General features: G+C 67.5%; 19 protein-coding genes. 10 read left to right on the forward strand and 9 right to left on the reverse strand.

The features are described 5' to 3' along the window. Positions 1–184 precede the first annotated feature (184 nt). On the forward strand, positions 185–649 hold the full coding sequence (locus FOB72_RS31595) for an RrF2 family transcriptional regulator (RefSeq protein WP_150377145.1): 465 nt from the start codon (positions 185–187) through the stop codon (positions 647–649). 71 nt (positions 650–720) lie between these two features. After that, entirely contained in the window at positions 721–1218 is a 498-nt protein-coding gene (locus tag FOB72_RS31600; protein ID WP_150377146.1) for a group III truncated hemoglobin, read from the forward strand. A gap of 20 nt (positions 1219–1238) precedes the next feature. On the opposite strand, the gene FOB72_RS31605 is transcribed toward FOB72_RS31600, so the two are convergent. Further along, the gene (locus FOB72_RS31605; RefSeq protein WP_150377147.1) at positions 1239–2342 is read right to left on the reverse strand and encodes an SGNH/GDSL hydrolase family protein; all 1104 of its coding nucleotides are present in this window, start codon (positions 2340–2342) and stop codon (positions 1239–1241) included. A 138-nt stretch (positions 2343–2480) separates the two neighbouring features. On the opposite strand from FOB72_RS31605, the gene FOB72_RS31610 reads away from it, so the two are divergent. Then, positions 2481–4937 carry an ATP-binding protein gene (locus FOB72_RS31610; protein ID WP_150377148.1) on the forward strand — a complete coding sequence of 819 codons (2457 nt, stop codon included), beginning with the start codon at positions 2481–2483 and terminating at the stop codon, positions 4935–4937. After that, positions 4912–5349 carry a response regulator gene (locus FOB72_RS31615; protein WP_150377149.1) on the forward strand — a complete coding sequence of 146 codons (438 nt, stop codon included), beginning with the start codon at positions 4912–4914 and terminating at the stop codon, positions 5347–5349. Before FOB72_RS31610 ends, FOB72_RS31615 begins: the two co-directional genes overlap by 26 nt. Before the next feature lie 24 nt (positions 5350–5373). On the opposite strand, the gene FOB72_RS31620 is transcribed toward FOB72_RS31615, so the two are convergent. The 4 genes from FOB72_RS31620 to FOB72_RS31635 form a co-directional block, all read right to left on the reverse strand. Then, positions 5374–7101 carry an ATP-binding protein gene (locus tag FOB72_RS31620; protein WP_223851670.1) on the reverse strand — a complete coding sequence of 576 codons (1728 nt, stop codon included), beginning with the start codon at positions 7099–7101 and terminating at the stop codon, positions 5374–5376. Continuing rightward, entirely contained in the window at positions 7098–7607 is a 510-nt protein-coding gene (locus FOB72_RS31625) for a biliverdin-producing heme oxygenase (protein WP_223851671.1), read from the reverse strand. Before FOB72_RS31625 ends, FOB72_RS31620 begins: the two co-directional genes overlap by 4 nt. Before the next feature lie 317 nt (positions 7608–7924). Next, positions 7925–8467 (reverse strand): cytochrome P460 family protein, encoded by a 543-nt coding sequence (locus FOB72_RS31630; protein ID WP_150377152.1) that lies wholly within the window; start codon positions 8465–8467, stop codon positions 7925–7927. Positions 8468–8575: 108 nt separating this feature from the next. Then, positions 8576–9001, reverse strand: coding sequence for a mechanosensitive ion channel protein MscS (locus tag FOB72_RS31635; protein ID WP_150377153.1), 426 nt, complete (start codon positions 8999–9001; stop codon positions 8576–8578). 197 nt (positions 9002–9198) lie between these two features. On the opposite strand from FOB72_RS31635, the gene pip reads away from it, so the two are divergent. Then, positions 9199–10149: a prolyl aminopeptidase gene (pip, locus tag FOB72_RS31640; RefSeq protein WP_150377154.1), complete on the forward strand. Its 951-nt coding sequence runs from the start codon at positions 9199–9201 to the stop codon at positions 10147–10149. On the opposite strand, the gene FOB72_RS31645 is transcribed toward pip, so the two are convergent. Continuing rightward, positions 10110–11054, reverse strand: coding sequence for a LysR substrate-binding domain-containing protein (locus FOB72_RS31645; protein WP_150377155.1), 945 nt, complete (start codon positions 11052–11054; stop codon positions 10110–10112). The two genes, pip and FOB72_RS31645, sit on opposite strands and share 40 nt — an antisense overlap. Positions 11055–11159: 105 nt before the next feature. On the opposite strand from FOB72_RS31645, the gene FOB72_RS31650 reads away from it, so the two are divergent. The 5 genes from FOB72_RS31650 to paoC all read left to right on the forward strand — a co-directional run bounded on the left by FOB72_RS31650 (position 11160) and on the right by paoC (position 16385). Further along, positions 11160–11555, forward strand: coding sequence for a tautomerase family protein (locus tag FOB72_RS31650; protein WP_150377156.1), 396 nt, complete (start codon positions 11160–11162; stop codon positions 11553–11555). A gap of 34 nt (positions 11556–11589) precedes the next feature. Next, complete coding sequence (locus FOB72_RS31655; protein ID WP_150377157.1) at positions 11590–12345, forward strand: SDR family NAD(P)-dependent oxidoreductase; 756 nt, start codon at positions 11590–11592, stop codon at positions 12343–12345. 204 nt (positions 12346–12549) lie between these two features. Further along, complete coding sequence (paoA, locus tag FOB72_RS31660) at positions 12550–13233, forward strand: aldehyde dehydrogenase iron-sulfur subunit PaoA (RefSeq protein WP_150377158.1); 684 nt, start codon at positions 12550–12552, stop codon at positions 13231–13233. Next, entirely contained in the window at positions 13230–14180 is a 951-nt protein-coding gene (locus tag FOB72_RS31665; protein ID WP_150377159.1) for an FAD binding domain-containing protein, read from the forward strand. Before paoA ends, FOB72_RS31665 begins: the two co-directional genes overlap by 4 nt. 3 nt (positions 14181–14183) lie before the next feature. Continuing rightward, entirely contained in the window at positions 14184–16385 is a 2202-nt protein-coding gene (paoC, locus tag FOB72_RS31670; RefSeq protein WP_150377160.1) for an aldehyde oxidoreductase molybdenum-binding subunit PaoC, read from the forward strand. A gap of 58 nt (positions 16386–16443) precedes the next feature. Here paoC and FOB72_RS31675 read toward each other — a convergent pair whose 3' ends face one another. From FOB72_RS31675 to FOB72_RS31685, 3 genes are read right to left on the reverse strand one after another with little or no spacing between them, the layout of a single operon-like run. Beyond that, the gene (locus FOB72_RS31675) at positions 16444–17616 is read right to left on the reverse strand and encodes an HlyD family efflux transporter periplasmic adaptor subunit (protein WP_150377161.1); all 1173 of its coding nucleotides are present in this window, start codon (positions 17614–17616) and stop codon (positions 16444–16446) included. Further along, a complete protein-coding gene (locus tag FOB72_RS31680; RefSeq protein WP_150377162.1) occupies positions 17613–19841 on the reverse strand; it encodes a type I secretion system permease/ATPase in 2229 nt (742 codons plus the stop codon). The genes FOB72_RS31675 and FOB72_RS31680 overlap by 4 nt, the downstream gene beginning before the upstream one ends. Positions 19842–19851: 10 nt before the next feature. Further along, the gene (locus FOB72_RS31685) at positions 19852–21207 is read right to left on the reverse strand and encodes a TolC family protein (protein ID WP_150377163.1); all 1356 of its coding nucleotides are present in this window, start codon (positions 21205–21207) and stop codon (positions 19852–19854) included. Positions 21208–21284: the final 77 nt, after the last annotated feature.

A 21284-nucleotide genomic window follows, 5' to 3' on the forward strand; every position in this document is an offset into this window, starting at 1 on the left:
GTGGGCTGTAACGAGGGCAAACCTGGATACAGACATAAGTATAGGCAAAGCCCTACTGCTACGTCCGTGAAATGTGCAGCCTGAAACATAGCGTCCAGTGTGCTGGACAATGCACCTGAATGGCGCACAAAAGATGTATCCTTCGGTCAAGTTAACGATTTCCCGGCTCCCGGCCGGAGCGCCGATGAAACTCACCGATTACACCGACTACGCGCTACGCACGCTGATCCACATCGCGGTACACCCGGACAGGCTCGTGACGATCCAGCAGATTGCCGACAGCTTCGGCATTCCCAAGAACCACCTGATCAAGATCGTCCACCGGCTGGGGCAGGAAGGATTCCTGCACACGTTGCGCGGCCGCTCCGGCGGCATCCAGCTGGCCCGGCCCGCCGCGAAGATCGGGGTAGGGGCCGTCATCCGGACCATGGAGCAGGACTTCGGCATGGTCGAATGCTTCCGGACCGGCAACGAATGCCTGATCACGCCCGTCTGCGGCCTGCGCGGCGTGCTGCGCGACGCGCTGCAGGCGTACTTCGACGTGCTGGACCGGTACACGCTCGAAGATCTCGTTCGCAAGCCCCATGCGCTGCAGCGCGTGCTGGACGACCATGCGGCGCTCGCGCGGATTCCGGTGAAGGCGGGCTAGCACCGGATTCCGGTGCGACAAGCGTCTGTAAGGTGTATAGTGAATGCATCTTTAAAATACCGAGCCGTGCCATGAATGACGTGTCCGCGTTCCCACCCGCGTCTTACCGTCCCGCCTTGCCGGACGAGGAGGCGGTCGCCGCGTTCGTGCGGCGGTTCTATGGCCGCGTTCGCGCGGACGCGCTGATCGGTCCCCTGTTCGAGCGCGTGCTCGCGGACGGCTGGGACGCTCACCTCGGCAAGATGGACGACTTCTGGTCGAGCATCGTGCTCGGGACCCGGCGTTATCGCGGCCACGTGCTCGCGAAGCATCTGACGCTGGCCGGCGTCGAGGGCCGGCATTTCGACCGCTGGATCGCGCTGTTCGTGGCCACGGCCCACGAGACGTTCGACGACGTGGTGGCGGCCGAATTCGTGCGGCCCGCGTTGCGCATCGCCAGCAGCCTGCAGCTCGGCATGTTCGGCTGGGACTACGAGATTCCGGCGAACCAGCACGCGCTCCTGAAGACCTATGTCAAGGCGCGGCCCGTGCTGCGCGCGGAAGCGTCGTGGGAGACGGACCGGCCGTAAGGATGGCGGGTCCGGCCTGACTAGCGGCCGAGGCCCGAGGCGGCGACGGCGCGCTGCACGTTCTGCGCGAACAGCGCGTGCAGATGAGTGGTCGGATGGACGAGGTCCGCAAACATGTACGTCTGGTCCGCGCCGGCAGCGGTGAAGTTGACCGGCGAGCAGAACAGCGACGTCGCGTATGCGGTCGGGTTCGACTGGAAGGCCGGGGGCGGGCGCAGCGCCATGGCCGCGAGGTTGCACGCCGTTGCCGTGTTCGACACCGTGAAACCCTGCGACTGGTAGCTGGCCAGCGCGTTGTGGAACCACGTCGCGGCGTCGATATAGACGACCCGGCGCATGGTGTCGTCGTTGGTCAGCTGATTGGCCAGCGCGGTGTTGAAGGCCTGCACGAGCGGGTTGAATACCGCGGCCGTGACCGACGGGTCGAGCGACAACATCGTCAGCGGCGTCTCGGCGAGGTTCGGGACGTTGACCACCACGACATGCCTGGCGCCATTCTGGATCGCGTTCTGCGCCACCTTTGCCAGCGCCACGCCCGCGGCCTGTACCGCGGCCGTGGCCGATACCGCGTTCAGCGGGTTGCTGACGATGTTGCCGGCGGCCTGGATCACGTCGTTCGGTCCCCCCTGGATCAGCACGAGCTGGTCGTTGCGGAAGCTGCCGTGAGCGGACAGGTAGTTCTGGAGCTGCGTGGCGACGGGGACCGTGAGGGCGGCCGTGCCATTGGCGGCCCAGTTGACGCCTTGCGTGCCGGTGACCAGCGCGCCGCCTTGCGCGTAGCCATATCCGTTGGGGTTGTTCACGATGGGCGCGGAGTAGCCGCCGGTCTGGGCGGCCACGAGCGTGTCGCCGTAGTAGGTGGCCACGACCTGCGTCCACACCTGGCCCGGATTCGTCGTGTAGCGGCCGCCGCCGAGCGTGCTGGCGAACGGGGCATACGTGCCGACGTCGGACAGGCTGTCGCCGAACGAGACGATCTGCAGGCGGACCCCGCCGGGGGTGTCGGCGGAAGGGAGATCGTCGTCGTCGTTGTCGGTCACGCAGCCGGCGAGCAGGCCTGTGAGCAGGCCCGTGAAGAGCAGGGCCGCGAGGCCGCCGAGCAGGCGCCGGCGATAGGGTTTCATGATCATCGTGTTGTTCTCTTTTTGCGATGCGATCTAGCGAGAATAGACGAACTCGGTGTGCAACGGCACCGGTAAATTTTGCAACGCCCGGGGGCAGTGTGCCTGTGAGAGAATCGAGGTCTCTTTGACGGAGCAGACATGGCCGACGACTCGACTGCCACGGATTCGACGACTGCCACGGTTTCGGCGCTTCCCACGAAAGCCGTGGAGGCAGACTGCGCGCGTGAGCCGATTCACATTCCTGGTGGTATCCAGCCGCATGGCTTTCTGCTGAGCGTCGATGACGACGGCCAGGTGGTGCAGGTCAGCGCCAACATCAGCGTACTGGTGGGCGCCAACGTCGAGTCGGTGCTCGGGCAGACGCTGTCGGCGGTGCTCGGCGAGCGTGGCGCGCAGCTCGTCCACCAGGCGTTGCACGATCTCGATACCGACGGTATCCCGCTCTACGCGGGATCCATCGACGACCCGCGCGGCGGCATGCATGCGCCGCTCGCGATCGTCGTGCACCGGTACGACGGCACGGCCATCGTCGAGCTCGAGCCCGCGCGCGACACGTCCGACGTGTTCGGGTCGATGTACCCGCTGGTCCGTACGTTCATCAACAGCCTGCAGAACGTCGAGGACTCCGACGCGCTGGCGGTGCTCGCCGCGCGCGAGGTCCATCGGATTACCGGCTACGGCCGCACGATGGTGTACTCGTTCGACGACGAAGGCCATGGCCATGTCATCGCCGAGTCGTTGTCGCCGGGCTATGCCGGCTACCTCGGTCAGCGCTTTCCTGCCTCGGACATCCCCGCACAGGCCCGTGCGCTGTACTTGCGCAATCGCATCCGCCTGATCGCGGACGCGGACTATGTGGCATCGCCGCTGGTCCCGCCGGCGCATCCGGCCACGGGTCGCACGACCGACCTGACCTACGCCTCGCTGCGCAGTATCTCGCCCGTGCACGTGCAGTACATGAAGAACATGGGCACCTGGTCGTCGATGTCGATGTCCATCGTCGTGCGCGGCCGCCTGTGGGGCCTCATCTCGTGCCACCACGACACCGCGCGCGTGCCGCCCTTCGAAGTGCGCACCGCGTGCGAACACATCGCGCAGGTGCTGTCGCTGCAGATCGAGGCGAAGGAAGACCACGCGGAGGCCGACTACCGGCTCGAGCTACGCCGCCGCCAGGCACGCCTGCTGGCCTCGATGGCCAACGCCGACGATTTCATCGACGCGATCGCCGCCGACCCGCGCGACCTGCTGGACCTGCCCGGCGCCACCGGCGCGGCCGTGGTGTTCGAAGGCCGCGTGGTGCGGATGGGCGACGCGCCCGCAACCGGCGTGATCGAACGCCTCGTGAACTGGTTCGACACGCGGACCGAGGACGTATTCGCCACCGACAACCTCGCCGAGGCGTGGCCCGAGATCACCGAGTTGTCCCCCGCCACATCGGGGCTGCTCGCGGTGTCGCTGTCGCGCCTGTTCCGCAACTACGTGATCTGGTTCCGGCCCGAGGTCGTGCGCACGATCCGCTGGGCGGGCGATCCCCGCGCCAAGCTGTCGACGCTGTCGCCGTCGCTGTCCCCGCGCGAAAGCTTCGAGGTCTGGACGCAGACCGTGCGCAACCGCTCGGCCCCGTGGCGGCTCGCGGAGGTCGAGATCGCGGGCGAGTTCCGCGGCGCGCTGTTGAACCTCGTGCTGCGCCGCGCGGAAGAGCTCGCGCAGCTCGCACTCGAACTCGGTCGCGTGAACCGCGAGCTCGAAGGATTCTCGTACACGGTGTCGCACGACTTGCGCGCCCCGTTGCGCCATATCGTCGGCTATGCGGACCTGCTGCGCGAGATGGAGCAGGCCAAGCTGTCCGACCGTGGCCGGCACTTCGTCGAGCGCATCATTGCCCAGGCGCGCTTCGGCGGCAAGCTCGTCGATGACCTGCTGTCGTTTTCGCAGATGGGACGCGCCGCGTTGCGCGCGCAGGCCATCGATCTCGACGATCTGCTCGCGCGCGTGGTGGCCGATGAAACCCGGGAACTCGGCGATCGCCAGATCGACCGCCGCATCGAATGGGAGATCGGCAATCTGGGCATGGTCAATGCCGATCCGGTGCTGATGGTCGTGGTATTGCGGAACCTGATCTCGAACGCGATAAAATTCACGGGCACGCGCACGGGGACCGACGGTCAGCCGGTGGCACGCATCTCCGTGACCCGCACCGAAGGCGAGGGCAACCTCGCCGGACAAGACGTGATCACGGTGCGCGACAATGGCGTGGGCTTCGACATGAAGTACGCGGACAAGCTGTTCGGCGTGTTTCAGCGGCTCCACCGGTTCGAGGAGTTTCCGGGCACGGGAATCGGCCTGGCCAGCGTCCGGCGTATCATCGAGCGCCATGGCGGCGAGACCTGGGCCGAGGGGGAGCTCGACCGGGGCGCCACGATTTCGTTCTCGCTGCCACGGGAAGTCACGCCCGAGAGCGTGCCGGTCCACGAGACCGCTACCGAGACGGCCGCACGACTGGCTGCGGTGTCATCCGGCCAGCCGTACCGGCCGGTTTTCAAAGATACGAAGAAAGTGGAGGACGATCGTGCTGAGGCCGATCCTGCTGGTTGAAGACAATCCCGACGATATCGAGCTGACGCTGATCGCGCTCGAGCGGTCCCGGCTCGCCAATCCGGTGGTGTCGGTACGCGATGGCGCGGAAGCGCTCGATTTCCTGCGTCGCGAGGGCAAGTGGGTGGACCGCGTGGAAGAGAATCCCGCGGTGATCCTGCTCGACAAGAAGCTGCCCAAGATCGATGGGCACGAGGTACTCAAGGCCGTGCGCGACGACGAACGGCTGCGGCGTATTCCGGTGGTGATGCTCACGTCCTCGCGCGAGGAGCGCGACCTGCTGCGCAGCTACGACCTTGGCGTGAACGCGTATGTCGTCAAGCCCGTGGAGTTCGACGACTTCATGGCGGCGATCAACGACCTGGGCGTGTTCTGGGCGGTGCTGAACGAGCCCCCGCCTTATCAACCCTGACCCCGCGGCCCTGACCCCGCACCCCTAGCGCTGCGCGGCCGCGCGCCGGATATCGTCCGGCGTGGCCAGCGGCAGCACCACGCGGAACAGCGCGCCCGTGCCCGGGCCGTCGCTGTGCGCGGTCACCGTTCCGCGGTGTACCTGCACGAGGTTCCGCACCATCCAGAGTCCCAGCCCAAGCCCCGCGGTACGGCCCGTGCCTTCGCCGCGCGCCTGTTCGAAACGCTCGAAGATCCGTTCGAGCGCTTCTGCCTCGATGCCCGCGCCCGTGTCCCGCACCGTCAGCTCGGCGCGCGCGCCGTCGAGGGTCACGGCCAGCTCGATACTGCCGCGGTCCGTGAACTTGACCGCATTCGTCAGCAGGTTCCACACGATCTGGCGCATGCGGCTTTCGTCGGCGAGCACGATGGCGGGGGTCAGCGAGTCCGCGCGCACGACGAGACCCTTCGATTCGGCGCCCACGCGGATATCCTCGGCCACGACGCTGGCGAGTGCCGCCAGATCCAGCGGCCGGAGTTCGACCGAGAGCTTGCCCGTGGCAATGGCGCCGCTGTCGAGCAGGTCATCGACCATGCGCGCAAGCTGGTGCGTATTGCGCTCGATGACCTCGGTCGCGCGCTCCACGTGCGCCATGTCCTTGGCGCGCTGCAGCAGCGTGGTCCACCAGAGGATGGCATGCAGCGGCGAACGCAGTTCATGGCTGACGGCGGCGACGAAGTGGTCCATCGCGCGGACGGCGCGATCGCTGTGCTCGCGCGCGCGCTGCTGCTCGGCCGCATAGGCCTGGCTGCGCAGTTCGCTGGTCTTGCGCGCGGTAATGTCGATGGTGAAGCCGAGCATCGACTGCGCGGTGCCATCGCCAAGATGGCGGGCCGCGCCGCGCGACATCAGCCAGTGCACGCTGCCGTCGGCCCACGTGACGCGGTACTCGACCTCGAAATGCGCGCGGGCGTCGATGCTCGCATCGATCGCGGCACGCACGCGTTCGCGATCGTCTTCATGGATCAGTTCGCTGAACAGCCGCCGTTCGTCGAGCGCGTCCGTGGGCTGCAGGCCCAGATTGGCCTTGCACTGGTCGGTGCAGATCATGAACCCCGTGGCGAGGTCGATCTCCCACGCGCCGACGCGCGCGAACGACAGCACTTCGTCCAGCCGCGCCTGGTTGTAGCGCAACTCCTCGTTGGCTTCCTCGACCAGCACCTGCCGCAGCCGGGCCTGCGAGCGCAGCTTCGCGTGCTCGCGGCGATTGTGCTCTTCGGCGACGACCTGGGTCGTCACGTCCATCACCTGGAGCAGCAGCAACCCGTCGGGCGCCACCGATGCGGCAGCGGGCGGAGCCTCCACACGCGACGCGCGGACCTGCCAGTAGTGCTCGGCAAACGCGCCGTGCGTGCTGATGTCGTAGCGGATCAGCGAAGACAGGCGTGCCTCGCCGGGGGCGAGGCCGTGCAGTGTGGCATCGAGCCATTCGGCGCGGGCCCGGCGCTGCGCGGCCGAGCCTGCCTGATTGATCTCGTAGACGGACTTGCCGACGACCTCGGCGAGCGTGCGGCCCGTCATCGCGCGGTACTTCGCGTTGGCGTGCAGGACGATAAGGCGCGCGTCGAGAATCAGGTACGCGTCGGGGAGCACCTCGAACAGGTAGGCGGTGTCGACGGGCAGACGCGTAGGGTCGTTCCCGCCATCGTTGGCCGCGTCGCCGCCCGATTTGTTGCCGGCGTCGTTGCCGGCGTCGTTGACCGCGCTGCTCACGGGGCGATCCCGTCCACGGCGGCGGTGCGCGCCAGCAGGTCGTCGAACGCACGGCATGCGCCTTCGCACGCCGCCGCGATATCGGCGGGGCCGTGCACGTTGGCGCGCAGCGCGTCGAGAAACTGCTTCCATCGCGGGCCCGGCGATTGCGGACCGAGGTATCGAAGCGGATGCGGCGCGAAGCGCTCGGCCAGCTGGCGATACAGCACGGCGCCGCCGAGCTGCGAACCCTCGATGACGTAGCTGATGCCCCAGCGGTAAGCCGCATCCGTGCGCAGCGAGGCCGTATCCACGGGCGGGACCTCGGGGCCGCCCGGCGGCATCGTGGCATGCGAGAGATCCGCGTCGAGCGCGGGCAGGCGTTGCACGGTGGGCAGCAGCCTCGGATCTTGCGGGCCGTCGCCGAACTGCGCGAACCACGCTTCGAGGGGGGCGAGCCAGGCGCGGATCAGCAGCAGATGGTCGCGGTAATCGACGAGGGCCGGTTCGGGCTGGGAAAGCGGCATCGAGCTGTCCAGCGTCGCATGCCGCGCGGACGTTGCCGCACGGAGTGCCGCGAGTACGTCGGCGGCGGCAGCGTCCTTGCCCTGTCCTTCGCCGTGTCCTTCAGATTGAGTCTCGAGATGTGTCTGTTGTGCAGTCACGCAATGCCCGCGTCGGTCCGGTCGTCGTTCCAGTCAAAACGCAGCCGCCAGCGGTGGGCTGGCAGGCTGCGGAGAACTCGTATCTTACAGGATGCCGGCAACGGACGGGGGTGCCCCACCGCGCGCGAAAATTGTCGTTTTTACACGCTCTGAGGCCAATAAATCGCGATTTGGCGCGCTTACGGTACGAGCCGGGTAAATACGTAATCGCGGTCTTTCACGCGCGCCGCGTGGCAGGCGAAACAGGTCTGGTGCTGGGCCTCGTCGACGGGCTTGCCGTTGATGAAACGGCCATAGCCCCAGCCGCCCGACGCGGCGTATTTCTTCGAGTCCTTGACCATTACCTGCACCGTGGTCGCGTGGTCGGGCACGAGCGCGGATTCGAAGTCCGGAGACTGCGTGTACTTGTACGCGAGCTTGACCAGGATCGACCCGTCGGGGAAGGGGAGCTTGCCCTTCTTGTATGCGTCCATCGCGATCTTGTTGCCGACCACGGTGCGCAGTTCGTTGAGCGGCTCTTTTTCGAGCGCCGGGGCGACGAACTCCCACTGACGATAGCCCTTGGGGATCGTCACGCCATAGATCGGCGAGGCATTGGGGTCCGGTCTGGCGGCTGCCTTGTTGTCCGACGGGGCGGACAGGGCCGGGTGCGCGAGCAGGGCGGCCGAGGCGGCCAGCGCGAGGGAAGCGAGGGAGGCGAGGGTGAAGCGCGTCGTTTTCATCGTTGTTTCCTACGGGGACGGGATGCCCTGCTATTTGTCCCTGACGATGTATCCGACGTATGTTCGCGAACCCTCGCGCTTGTATCTCAATGTATATGCGTGCGGCGATCAGTAGCCGTAGTAGTTGACCTGCGCCGGCTGCGAGCACGGTACATAGGCGCGGTCGCTGCTGCGGTAGCAGTAGCCCGGAGGCACCTGCGAGTACGGTTGCACCTGCTGTTGCGGGTAGGGCTGCTGGTACGAGGTGTAACCCTGCTCGACATAACCGCCCTGCTCGATATACGTGACCGGTTGCGGCGGGGCGTAGACCGGGGCCGGCGCGGCAACGGCGGTGCTGCTGCTGAGGACGGCCGCGCCGATCGCGAGACCGGCGAGCGCGCCGATCGCGAGGGCTACGCCGCCACCGCCGCCGCCATGGCCGCCACCGTGATAGTGACCGCGGTCGCGGCCGTAGTCGCGCGCCGATGCCGGGCCTGCGGCCAGCAGTGCGGCACTGAGCAGGGCAATGCCCGTATATCGAATCGACTTGCGCATGGTGAGCTCCTTCGGGGCTGTGGTCGGCCAGATTCGCTGGCCTTTGTTGATGGAGTTCATGATGCACCACTAATCATTACAGTGGGTTATGCGATGGTGAGCAGATGTAAATGGCTGTAAGCGCGCGTGTAATAAACGCTCGAATCGTTGCCGGGCGTAGAATTTCCGGCGTTCCATCGCCCATTTTCGATCCCGCCATGACCCTGCGCACCCTCTATCCCGCCATCGAACCTTACGAGACCGGCATGCTCGACGTCGGCGACGGCCACGTCATCTACTACGAGCGTGTCGGCACGCCCGGGGCCAAGCCCGCGGTGTTTCTGCATGGCGGTCCGGGCGGGGGGATCTCCGCCGACCATCGGCGGCTCTTCGACCCCGCGCGCTACGACGTGATGCTGTTCGACCAGCGCGGATGCGGACGCTCTACGCCGCATGCGGGGCTGGAAGCCAATACGACCTGGCATCTGGTGGATGACATCGAGCGGCTGCGGTTGCTGGCCGGCGTCGAGCGGTGGCTCGTGTTCGGTGGGTCCTGGGGCTCCACGCTGGCGCTGGCCTATGCGGAGAAGTTTCCCGAGCGGACGACTGCGCTCGTGCTGCGGGGCGTCTACACCGTGTCGCAGGCGGAACTCGATTGGTACTACCAATACGGGGTCTCCGAGATGCATCCCGAGAAATGGGCGCGCTTCCAGGCGCCCGTGCCCGAGGCCGAGCGCGGGAACATGATTGCCGCCTACCGGAAGCTGCTGACGGGCGACGATCTCGAGAAGCAGGTCGAGGCGGCGCGGGCGTGGAGTGTCTGGGAAGGGCAGACGATCACGTTATTGCCGAATCCCGACAATACGGCCAAGCACGACGACGGGCATTTCGCGCTGGCGTTCGCGCGGCTGGAGAACCATTACTTCACGCATCGATGCTGGCTCGAGGACGGGCAGCTACTGCGGGATGCGCACCGGCTCGCGGGGATACCGGGGGTGATCGTGCATGGGCGGTACGACATGCCGTGTCCGGTGCGGTACGCCTATGCGCTGCAGGCGGCGTGGCCCGCTGCCACGTTGCATGTGATCGAGGGCGCGGGCCATGCGTGGACGGAGCCGGGGATACTGGATCAGCTCGTCGCGGCGACGGATCGGTTCGCGGGCGCCTGATCCAGGGCCTCGCGGATGGTCTCCAGCACGATCGTCGTCAGTCTCTGTACCGCCGCGCTCGGGTCCGCTTCGGCGCGATGGAGCGAAAGCGGGGCGGTTGGCAGCGGCGGCAGGCCGCTCGTCTTCGGATCGAGCGCGGTCAGGGTGCCCGGCAGGCTGACCGTCGTGCGCGGCGTCACGCCGAGGCCGGCCTCGGCGGCGGCCCAGAGGCCCGAGAGGCTGGGGCTCGTGAACGCCAGGCGCCAGGGCATGCCCGCGGCATCGAGCGCGGCGATACCGGCCGCGCGGAAGGTGCACGGGGGGACGAACGCGATCAGCGGCAGCGGTTCGTCGGGCAGGGCGTGCCGACGTGCGGCCCGCTCGGCCCGCTCGGCCCACTCGGGGGTGCCGACCCATGCGATGGGCACGTCGGCCACGCGCTCGCCATTGGGGTAGTGCGGCAAATCGCTACCGTCGCCCCACACCAGCGCCATATCGAGTTCCCCCCGCAGCGTCTTCTCCGCCAGCGGCACGCTGCGATCGACCTGCACCTCCACTCGAACCTTCGGGTGCGCGCGCGCAAAGCGACCCAGCACCGCTGGCAGCAGCGTATCGGCGAAATCCTGCGGCAACCCCAGCCGCACCCATCCCTCGAGATTCGCGCCGCGCACGGTGTCCACGGCCTCGTCGTTGAGTTCGAGCAGCCGCCGCGCATAGCTCAGCAACGCCTCGCCCGCGGTGGTCAGCGCAAGCCCGCGGCCCGCTTTCTGGACGAGGGGCAGGCCGATCTGGTCCTCGAGCTTGCGTAGCTGGGTGCTGACGGCCGACTGTGAGCGGCCCAGACGGTCCGCCGCCCGCGCGAAGCTGCCGAGCTCGAAGCCCGTCACGAATGTCCGCAGCACATCCATGTCAAGGTTGGTGCGCATGATCGTTCGATTACGTGGAAGTAAAGATTTGAATATTTCTGATTTTCAGAAACATTATTGGCGGCTATCTTGGACACGTCAACCACGCAAACAACGGAGTCCACCATGCCGCTGGTCCGCATCTCCCTGCTCAAGGGCAAATCGCCCGCCCATATCCGCGCCATCGCCGACGGCGTGCACGAGGCGCTCGTCGAGACGTTCCACGTCCCGCCGGAGGACCGCTTCCAGCTGATCCATCAGCACGATCGCGACGAATTCATCTACGATGCGGACTATCTCGGCGTACACCGGAGCGACGACGTGGTCTTTATCAACATCCTGCAGAGCAACTGGCGGGATACGAAGACCAAGCAGGCGCTATATCGGGCCGTGGCGGATCGCCTTGCGCGAAGCCCGGGGCTGCGGCGGGAGGACGTCCAGATCCAGCTGTCGCCGAACGGGCGCGAGGACTGGTCGTTCGGCAACGGCATCGCGCAGTACGTGAAGGACGGCGATGCGTGAATTTCCACCACTACAAGCACAGCAGGAAACGGATATGAATGTACTAGTCACGGGCGCCACCGCTGGATTCGGCATCGCCATCGCCAGGCGTTTCGCCGCGGCGGGTCATCGCGTGATCGCCGCGGGCCGCCGTGAGGACCGCCTCGATGCGCTGGCCGACGAACTCGGCCGCGACAAGGTATTGCCGCTGGTGCTCGACGTGCGCGACCGCGAGGCCGTGCAGGCCGCGATCGCCGGGCTGCCGGCGCCGTTCGCCGAGATCGATCTGCTGGTCAACAACGCGGGGCTGGCACTGGGTCTCGAGCCCGCGCAGTCGGCGGACCTCGACAAGTGGGACCAGATGGTCGACACCAATGTAAAGGGCCTGATGTACATGACGCGCGCGGTGCTGCCGGGCATGGTGTCGCGCAATCGCGGCCACGTGGTGAACATCGGTTCGACGGCGGGCGAGTATCCGTATCCCGGCGGCAACGCCTACGGCGGCACCAAGGCATTCGTGCGGCAGTTCTCGCTGAACCTGCGCGCGGATCTGACGGGCACCAGGGTCCGCGTGACGGACGTGGCGCCGGGCCTCGTGGGCGGCACCGAGTTTTCGGCGGTGCGGTTCGGCGGCGACCAGTCGCGCGTGGCCAAGGTGTACGAGGGCGCGGACGCGCTCACGCCCGACGATATCGCCGAGACCGTGTTCTGGGCAGCCACGCTGCCGGCGCGCGTCAATATCAACGTGATCGAGCTGATGCCGGTGACGCAGTCGTTTGGCGCGTTGTCGATTCATCGCACCGGGCAGTAATTTTTACCGGGGAGGGGGCACCCTCTCCCCCGGATTTCCTTGCAGCACCGTCCTTCCGTCGCCGCACGCGACCCCCGCACGCTTCTTGCGTGCCAGACCGTTCTGGCATGCCGGCCAGGACCGCCCGCCTGACCCAATCCCCCCCACGAAAGCCCGGTAAGCCATCTGTTCCATCGATCTCCGCCTGGAAGAAGGATACGAACAATGGACGACGTTCACGCTTTTCGCTGTACGCGGCGCGATGTGCTCAAAGCCAGCGCGACCGCCGCCACCGCCGCGGCCATTCCGCCGCTGGCTTCCGCGCAGGGCGCCCCCTCGGCCCCCGCCGTTTCCGCATCTAGGAGCCAACCTGCGATGTCTCAAGTCACGCTCGAGGTCAACGGCCAGCGCGTCACGCTCGACCTCGATACCCGCACCACGCTGCTCGACGCCTTGCGCGAGCACCTGCATCTGACCGGAACCAAGAAGGGCTGCGACCACGGCCAGTGCGGCGCCTGCACGGTGCACCTCGATGGCCGCCGCATCAATTCGTGTCTGACGCTCGCGATCATGCACGAGGGCGCAAAAGTCACGACGGTGGAGGGCCTCGGCACGCCGCAGCGCATGCACCCGATGCAGCGTGCGTTCGTGAAGCACGATGGCTATCAATGCGGCTACTGCACGCCGGGGCAGGTGTGCTCTGCCGTGGCCGTGATCGACGAGATCCGCGCCGGCATTCCGAGTCATGTGAGCGCGAGCCTGACCGCGCGGCCGCAGCTGACGGAAGCGGAGATTCGCGAGCGCATGAGCGGCAATATCTGCCGCTGCGGCGCCTACTCCAATATCGTCGAGGCGATCGTGGAGGCGGCAGCCGCCACGGGGACGACGACCGGAAGGAGCCGCGCATGAAAGCCTTTACCTACGAACGCGCGCAGGATCCGGCCGCCGCCGCGGCAGCGGCCCAGCGCACGCCAGGCGCACGCTTCATTGCCGGCGGCACGAACCTGCTGGACCTTATGAAGCTCGAGATCGAACAGCCCGCGCATCTGATCGACGTGAACGGCCTTGGGCTCGACAAGATCGAGCCGACACCGCAGGGCGGGCTGCGCATCGGTGCCCTCGTGCGCAATACCGACCTCGCGGCCGACGCCCGCGTGCGCCGCGACTATGGCGTACTGTCGCGCGCGTTGCTGGCCGGTGCTTCGGGGCAACTGCGCAATCGCGCGACGACGGCCGGCAACCTGCTGCAGCGCACGCGTTGTCCCTATTTCTATGACACGAACCAGCCCTGCAACAAGCGCCAGCCCGGCAGCGGTTGCAGCGCGCTCGGCGGCGTGAGCCGGCAGCTTGCCGTGGTGGGCGGCAGTCAGGCCTGCATCGCGACCCATCCCAGCGACATGGCCGTGGCCATGCGCGTGCTCGACGCCAATGTGGAGACCGTACGCGCGGACGGCACGCGCCGCGTGATACCGATCGTCGATCTGCACCGCCTGCCCGGCGATACCCCGCAGGTAGAGACCTCGCTGATGCCCGGCGAACTGATTACCGCGGTGACGCTGCCCGCGCCGGTCGGCGGCGCGCAGATCTACCGCAAGGTGCGCGACCGCGCCTCGTATGCGTTCGCGCTGGTGTCCGTGGCGGCGATCGTGCAGCGCGACGGCACGGGACGCGTGGCGCTCGGCGGCGTCGCGCCCAAGCCATGGCGCATGGACGCCGCCGATGCCGAACTGGCGCGCGGCGCCAAGGCCGCGAGCGACCGCCTGTTCGCGGAGGCGATGCCGACCGAGGACAACCGATTCAAGATCGTGCTGGCCCAGCGCACGCTCGGTGCCGTGCTCACGCAAGCGAGGACCTGACCCATGAAATTCGATTCCCCCGCTACCGAGAATCCGATCGACCGCCTGCAGGTGGTCGGCAAGCCGCTGGACCGTATCGACGGGCCGATGAAGGCGTGCGGCAAGGCGCCCTATGCGTACGAACGTCACGACGTGGCGCCCAACCCCGCCTGTGGGTATATCGTCCATGCCGGCATCGCCAAGGGCCGCATCGCGTCGATGGACCTCGCCGAGGCGCGCCGCGCGCCGGGCGTGATCACGATCGTCACGGCCGAGACCGCCGGCAAGCTCGGCAAGGGCAAGCGCAACACCGCGCCCCTGCTGGGTGGCCCGGAGATCCAGCACTACCACCAGGCCGTGGCATTGGTCGTGGCGGAGACGTTCGAGCAGGCACGCGCGGCGGCCAACCTCGTGCGCGTCCAGTACGATGCGAAGCCCGGCGCGTACGACCTGCACAACGCGCGCACCAATGCGGTCAAGCCGAAGTCCGAGGAGGCCGACACGGCCGTCGGCAATTTCACCGAGGCGTTCGGCAAGGCGCCCGTCAAGCTCGATGCGATCTACACCACGCCGGACCAGTCGCACGCGATGATGGAACCGCATGCGTCGCTGGCCGCGTGGGATGGCGACAAGGTGACGATCTGGACGGCGAACCAGATGATCGACTGGGGCAAGCAGGACATGGCCGCCACGCTCGGCATTCCCAAGGAGAACGTGCGCATCATCTCGCCGTTCATCGGCGGCGGGTTTGGCGGCAAGCTGTTCCTGCGCGCCGAGTCGCTGCTGGCCGTGCTCGGCGCGCGCGCCGCGAAGCGCCCCGTCAAGGTCGCGCTTGCGCGGCCGATGATGATGAACAACACCACGCACCGTCCCGCGACGATCCAGCGCATTCGCATCGGCGCCACGCCGGACGGCAAGATCACGGCGATCGGTCACGAAAGCTGGTCGGGCGATCTGCCGGGCGGCCAACCGGAGACGGCCGTGCAGCAGACGCGGTTGCTCTACGCGGGTGCCAACCGGATGACCGCCATGCGGCTGGCCACGCTCGATCTGCCCGAAGGCAACGCGATGCGCGCGCCGGGCGAAGCGCCCGGGCTGATGGCGCTGGAGATCGCCATCGACGAGATGGCCGAGAAGCTCGGCATGGACCCGATCGCGTTCCGCGTGGCCAACGACACGCAGGTCGATCCCGAACATCCGCAGCGCCCGTATTCGCAGCGCCGGCTTGCCGAGTGCCTGCGCATGGGCGCCGAGCGCTTTGGCTGGAGTGCGCGCAAGCCGAAGCCCGGTGCGGTGCGCGATGGCCAATGGCTGGTCGGCATGGGCGTGGCGGCCGCGTTCCGAAACAACCTCGTGATGAAGTCCGGCGCGCGCGTGAAGCTCGATCGCTCGGGCATGGTCATCGTGGAAACCGATATGACCGACATCGGCACGGGCAGCTACACGATCATCGCGCAGACGGCCGCCGAGATGCTCGGCGTGCCGATCGAGAAGGTTGCGGTGCGCCTCGGCGATTCGTCGTTTCCGGTGTCGGCGGGATCCGGCGGGCAGTGGGGCGGCAACAGCTCCACGGCGGGCGTCTACGCGGCATGCGTGAAGCTGCGCGAGGCCGTGGCGAAGCGCGCGGGACTCAATGCCGGCGATGCGGTATTCGCGAACGGGCAGGTGTCATCGGCCGGTCGCGCGGTGCCGCTGGCGTCGGTCGCCTCCGATGGCGAGCTCGTGGCCGAGGACAGCATGGAGTACGGCGACCTCGACAAGAAGTATCAGCAGTCGACGTTCGGCGGGCATTTCGTCGAGGTGGGCGTGGACGTGGCGACGGGCGAGATTCGGGTACGGCGGATGCTCGCGGTCTGCGCGGCCGGGCGCATTCTCAATCCGAAGTCAGCGCGCAGCCAGGTGATTGGCGCCATGACGATGGGCGTGGGGGCCGCGCTGATGGAGGAACTCGCCGTCGACAAGCGGCGCGGGTTCTTCGTCAACCACGACCTGGCCGGCTACGAGGTGCCCGTGCATGCCGATATTCCGCATCAGGATGTGATCTTCCTCGACGAGGTGGATCCGATGTCGTCCCCGATGAAGGCGAAGGGTGTCGGCGAACTCGGGATTTGCGGGGTCGGCGCGGCGGTGGCCAACGCCATCTACAACGCGAGCGGCGTGCGCGTGCGCGAGTATCCGATCACGCTGGACAAGGTGCTCGCGGGCATGGGCGGCTCGACGATGTAGCAACGCCCCGGCGGCCGGCGCGGTCTCGCTCGTCGCGAGGCCGCGCCGGGCCCCGGATTCAACGTTCCCTGAGCGCCTCCGCGGCGCGATTCAGCGGCTTCAGCAGGTATTGCAGCACGGTCCGGTGTCCGGTCTGGATCTCGGCCGTGGCCACCATCCCCGGCAGGATCGGATGCCGCTTGCCATCGCTGGTTTCCAGATACGCGTGGTCGGTCAGGACATAGACGCGGTAGTAATAGACGCGCTTGTCCACCTGATCCTCGATGGTGTCCGGCGAGATGCGATCCACCTTGGCCGGCAGCGTGCCGTAGACCGACGACTCGTATGCGGAGATCTTGACCGTCGCCGCCTGTCCCGGATGGATAAAGGCGATATCGCGCGGACTCAGGCGCGCTTCGATCAGCAACTGGTCGCCGAGCGGCACGATTTCCATCAGCACGCCGCCGGGCCCGACCACGCCGCCGATGGTCGAGATGCGAATGTCCTTGACGATGCCGCGCGATGGCGAGGTGATGGACGTGCGCCGCAGCTGGTCGGCGCGGCCCTCCCGGACCTTGAGCAGCGGGCCGAGATCACCCATCGTGGTGGCGTAATCCGATTTCAGCGCCACGTAGTACTCGCTCTGCGTGGCGGACAGCTTGGTGGCAAGCTCGGCCGCCTTCTGCCGCAGCCGCAGGATTTCCACTTCGTTGGTGGCGCCCGTGCGCAGCAGCGGCAGCGCGATCTGGAGTTCATCCTGCGCGAGCTTCAGTTGCTTCTGGAGGTTCGAGACGTTTTCGCGGAACGCGCGACGGTTGGTCTCGAAGGCCTGCCGCTCGCGATCGACCACGGCTTGCTCCTTCGCCAGTTCTGGCGGAAAGCTCACGGTCGCGGCATCGTTCATCTCCGCGCGCAGCCGGGCCGCGCGCGCCTGCAGGGCGACGATCTTCTCGAGCGCTTCTTCCATCGACGATCGCGCGAGCACCGGATCGAGCGTGGCCAGCTTTTGCCCGGCCTGCACCACATCGCCTTCGCGCACGGACAGCTCCGATACGATGCCGCCTTCGAGGCTCTGGATGATCTGCCCCTTGGACGCGGGCGTCACCTTGCCTTCGCCCACCGCGACTTCGTCGAGCACGGCGAAGCCGGCCCAGACGAGGAAGATCGCGAGCGCGCCGATGATCAGCCATAGCAGGTAGCGCGGGCCGTTGGCGGGCTGGCCCGTCCGCATCCACATCGTGTACGTGTTCATGCCAGACCTCCTGCGGAAGGCGTCGGCCGCATGTGAGCGGCCGGCGACGCGGCCGATCTCGCGGCGTTTTGCCGCAGGCTGGCCAGCACTTCGTTCTTGGGCCCGTCCCGCACGATGCGACCGCCGTCGAGCACGATAAGCCGGTCGACGAGGCCGAGCACCGCATAGCGGTGCGTGGCCACGACCAGCGTGCGATTGCCGAGCCAGCCGCCTACGCGCTCGATGATGCTGTGCTCGGTGGCCTCGTCGAGCGAGGCGGTCGGCTCGTCGAGCAGTAGCACGTTCGGTGCCCGCAGCAGCGTGCGCGCGAGCACGAGGGCCTGCCGCTGTCCGCCGGAGAGGCCCACGCCGTTCTCGCGGATACGCAGGTCCAGGCCGTGCGGCTGGTTCAGCAGCATCTGGTCCGCGCACGCGAGGCGAAGCGCTTCGAGCAATGCCTCGTCGGTGGCGAGCGGATCGGCGATGCGCAAGTTGTCGCGCAGCGTGCCGTAGAACAGGTTCGACTCCTGCATGACCACGCCGACGTCGCGGCGGATGTCCGCGGTATCGATCAATCCCATCGGCGTCTCGTTGAACACCACGCGGCCCTGCACGGGCGTGGCCAGGCCGGCCATCAGCCGCAGCATCGTGGACTTGCCCGCGCCCACGCGGCCGAGAATCGCGATGCGTTCGCCCGGTTCGATGCGCAGTTGCGGAATGACGAGCGCGGGCTTTTCCTGCGGGTCGAAGCCGTAGACGACGCTCTCGAAACGGTAGCGGCCGACGAGGGCGGGCCGGTGATAGGCGTCCTGGCCGGGCTCGTGGTCGAGCGGCAAGTCGAGGAGCTTGTCGAGCGCCTTCTTGCCCACGCGTGCGTTCTGGATGCGGCCGAGCACGGCAGGAATCTGCGAGAGCGGGGCGATCGTGCGGCTCGTCAGGATCGAGCACGCAAGCACGGCGCCGAATGACAGGTTGCCGTCGAGAATGCCGTACACGCCGCCGACGATCACGCCCACATAGGCCACCTGCTGGATCGTCTGCGAGAAATTGACGAGGATGCCCGCGATAAAGCGCTGCCTGAGACCGATCTCGCCGTTGACCTCGTTGACGTGCTGCCACAGCTTGCGGAAGCGCGGCTCGGCCTGCAGCGACTTGATGTCCTCGGCGCGGTAGATCGATTCCATGAGGATGGCGTTGCGCAGCGCGGACTCCGCCATGCCCTCGGTGGACAGGCGCGCGAGCGGCACCTGCGCGAGGATGCCGGGCAGGATCAGCAGCGGAATCGCGACCAGCGGCACGAGCACGAGCCAGCCGCCAAGCAGCCAGATGATGAACAGGAACGCGAGCACGAACGGCAGGTCGATCAGCACGCCGAGCGAACTCGAGGTCAGCAGCTCTCGCAGCTGCTCGAGGTCCCGCAACTGCGAGATCAGCGTGCCCGGCGACTGCGGGCGGGCGTCGTTGCGGATATCGAGCACGCGCGCGAAGAACATGGCAGACAGTTTGAGGTCCACCTGCTTGCCGAAATGATCGGCGATGGCCACGCGCGCGGTGCGGATGGCCAGTTCGAGCAACAGTGCCAGCGCGACGCCAGCGGTCAGGACCCACAGCGTGTTGGTGGAGCGCGCGGGCACCACGCGGTCCCACACCTGCATCGCGAACAGCGAGGTGGCCACGGCCAGCAGATTGCCGAACAGCGAGCCGAGGCCGAGTTCGAGCATCGTGCGCCAGTTGGCCGTGAAGGCGCCCGTCAGCCACGACCTGGGCTGCATGGCGATATATGCGTCCAGCCGGTCGCTATGCGGCGCTTCGCGTTCGCGCAGCAGCAGCACGCGCAGCTTGCCCTGATGATCCGGCCGGACCAGCGACGCGAGCATCGGCGTGCGCTCGACGTTGCCGCCGTCCGTGGCCAGCTGGACCATGGCCTTGCCTTGCGAGACCGACACGATCAGGCCGACATGGCGTTCGTCGATCGGGACCAGCGCGGGCAGCAGCACGTCGGACAGGTCCTCGGGCCGGATATCGGCGTACTGCGCGGTAATGCCTGCCGCGGCGGCCATCTCGACCACGGTGCGTTCGCCGTCGGCCCGGTCGGCCCACGCGGAGGCGCCACGGATCAGTTCGGGCGAGTTCGTCAGGCCGAGGTGGCGGGCGGCCATGAGGATGGCTTCGGTCCAGCGCTCGAGCGGGACGCCGTCGGCTTCCGGGTTCGTCTCCAGCGGGTTCTTTTCCGGAATGGCGCTCATGGTTTTCCTCTCATTTGCCGGCTCCCAGTTCCTGCTCGCGCAACAGGTCGACGAATCGGCCCACGGCCACGTGCGCGCGTACGCGCGCGACGGTGGCGTCCGCCATGGCGCTGACCCATTCCTGCTCGGCGATAAAGATTTCTCGCTCGGGATTGAGCACGTCGGTCAGCGTGCGCTTGTTAAGGATGTACTCCTGCCAGTACAGATCGCGCGAGGCGCGCAGCAGGGCGATCATCTTCTCGTAGCTTTCGCGCCGGGCCAGCGCGCCGGCGGCTTCGCTCGACGACGCGCGCAACGCGGTACGCGCGATCAGGCGCTGGTTGTCGAGCGCATCCAGCGCGGCGCGGCGTTCGGCCTGCGCGGCCGCGATGCGGTGCTGGTTGAGGCCGCCGAGCGAGAAATCGCCGGAGATCGATACGCCGACCCAGGTGTCGTCGAGGGCGTTGGCGGGGCCGGTCGACACCGAGCGGCTGACCCCTACGCTGACGGACGGGAAGCGTTCGGCTTCGGCCTGCGAGACATGGGCCTGCGCGGCTTCCACGGCGGCGCCCGCCGCCAGTACCGCGGGCGTTTGTTCGACGTTGCCCGTTTCGTCGCCGAGGTTGCGGATATCGCCGTCGGTGTTGTTGAGGTCCTCGACCTGCTCGGGCTTGATGCCGATGAGCTCCGCCAGGCGCGAGGCCGCGACGTCGAAGCGGCTGCGCGCGCGCAGCTCGTCGGACTTCGCGCGCTGGATGGCGATGTCGGCCATATTGCGATCCGAGTTGACCGACAGGCCGGCACGGACACGGTCGCCGATCTTGGCGCGCGTGGCCGTGAGCGCTTCCACCTGCCGCTGCGCGGCGGCGACGATCTCCTGGCTGGCGGCGAGCTCCACGAAGGTGGCCGCGGTGTTCTGCGCGATCGTCTCCATGGTGTCGGACAGCAAATGCCGGTTGCGGCTGAGCGTGGCATCGGCCGCGGCAATGCGGCTCTGGGTCCTGCCGAAGTCATAGACCAGCTGGCTCACGCCCACCGAGCTGCGCACGCCCGCAAGGTTGCCACCGGTGCCGTACGTGCCGCCGTAGCCGGGGCGCACGCCATATTCGAGCTTCGGATACCAGGCGGCCTTGGCCACCGCGATCTCGGACGTGCTTTGCGCGATCACGGCGTTGGCACGGCTGATGTCGGGATGCCGCGAGATGGCCAGGCCGATGGCTTCGCGGATGCCGATGCCCTGCACCTGGATATGGCGCATGCCGCCGGTGCTGTCGATGGTCGAGGACGGGGTGGGCGGGGCAGCCAGCGGGGACGATGCGGGCAGCATGTACTCCGATGGGGCGGCAATGGCCCCGGCGTACGCTAGCGCGAGCGTACAGGCGGCCATCGCGCGACTGAGGTGTTCTGGACGGATGGTGGGCAATTGTTGCGGTCGTGAGTGCGTTAGGGGGTGGTTGCCCTCAC

Source organism: Cupriavidus pauculus (genome assembly GCF_008693385.1).
Classification (GTDB): Bacteria; Pseudomonadota; Gammaproteobacteria; order Burkholderiales; family Burkholderiaceae; genus Cupriavidus; species Cupriavidus pauculus_D.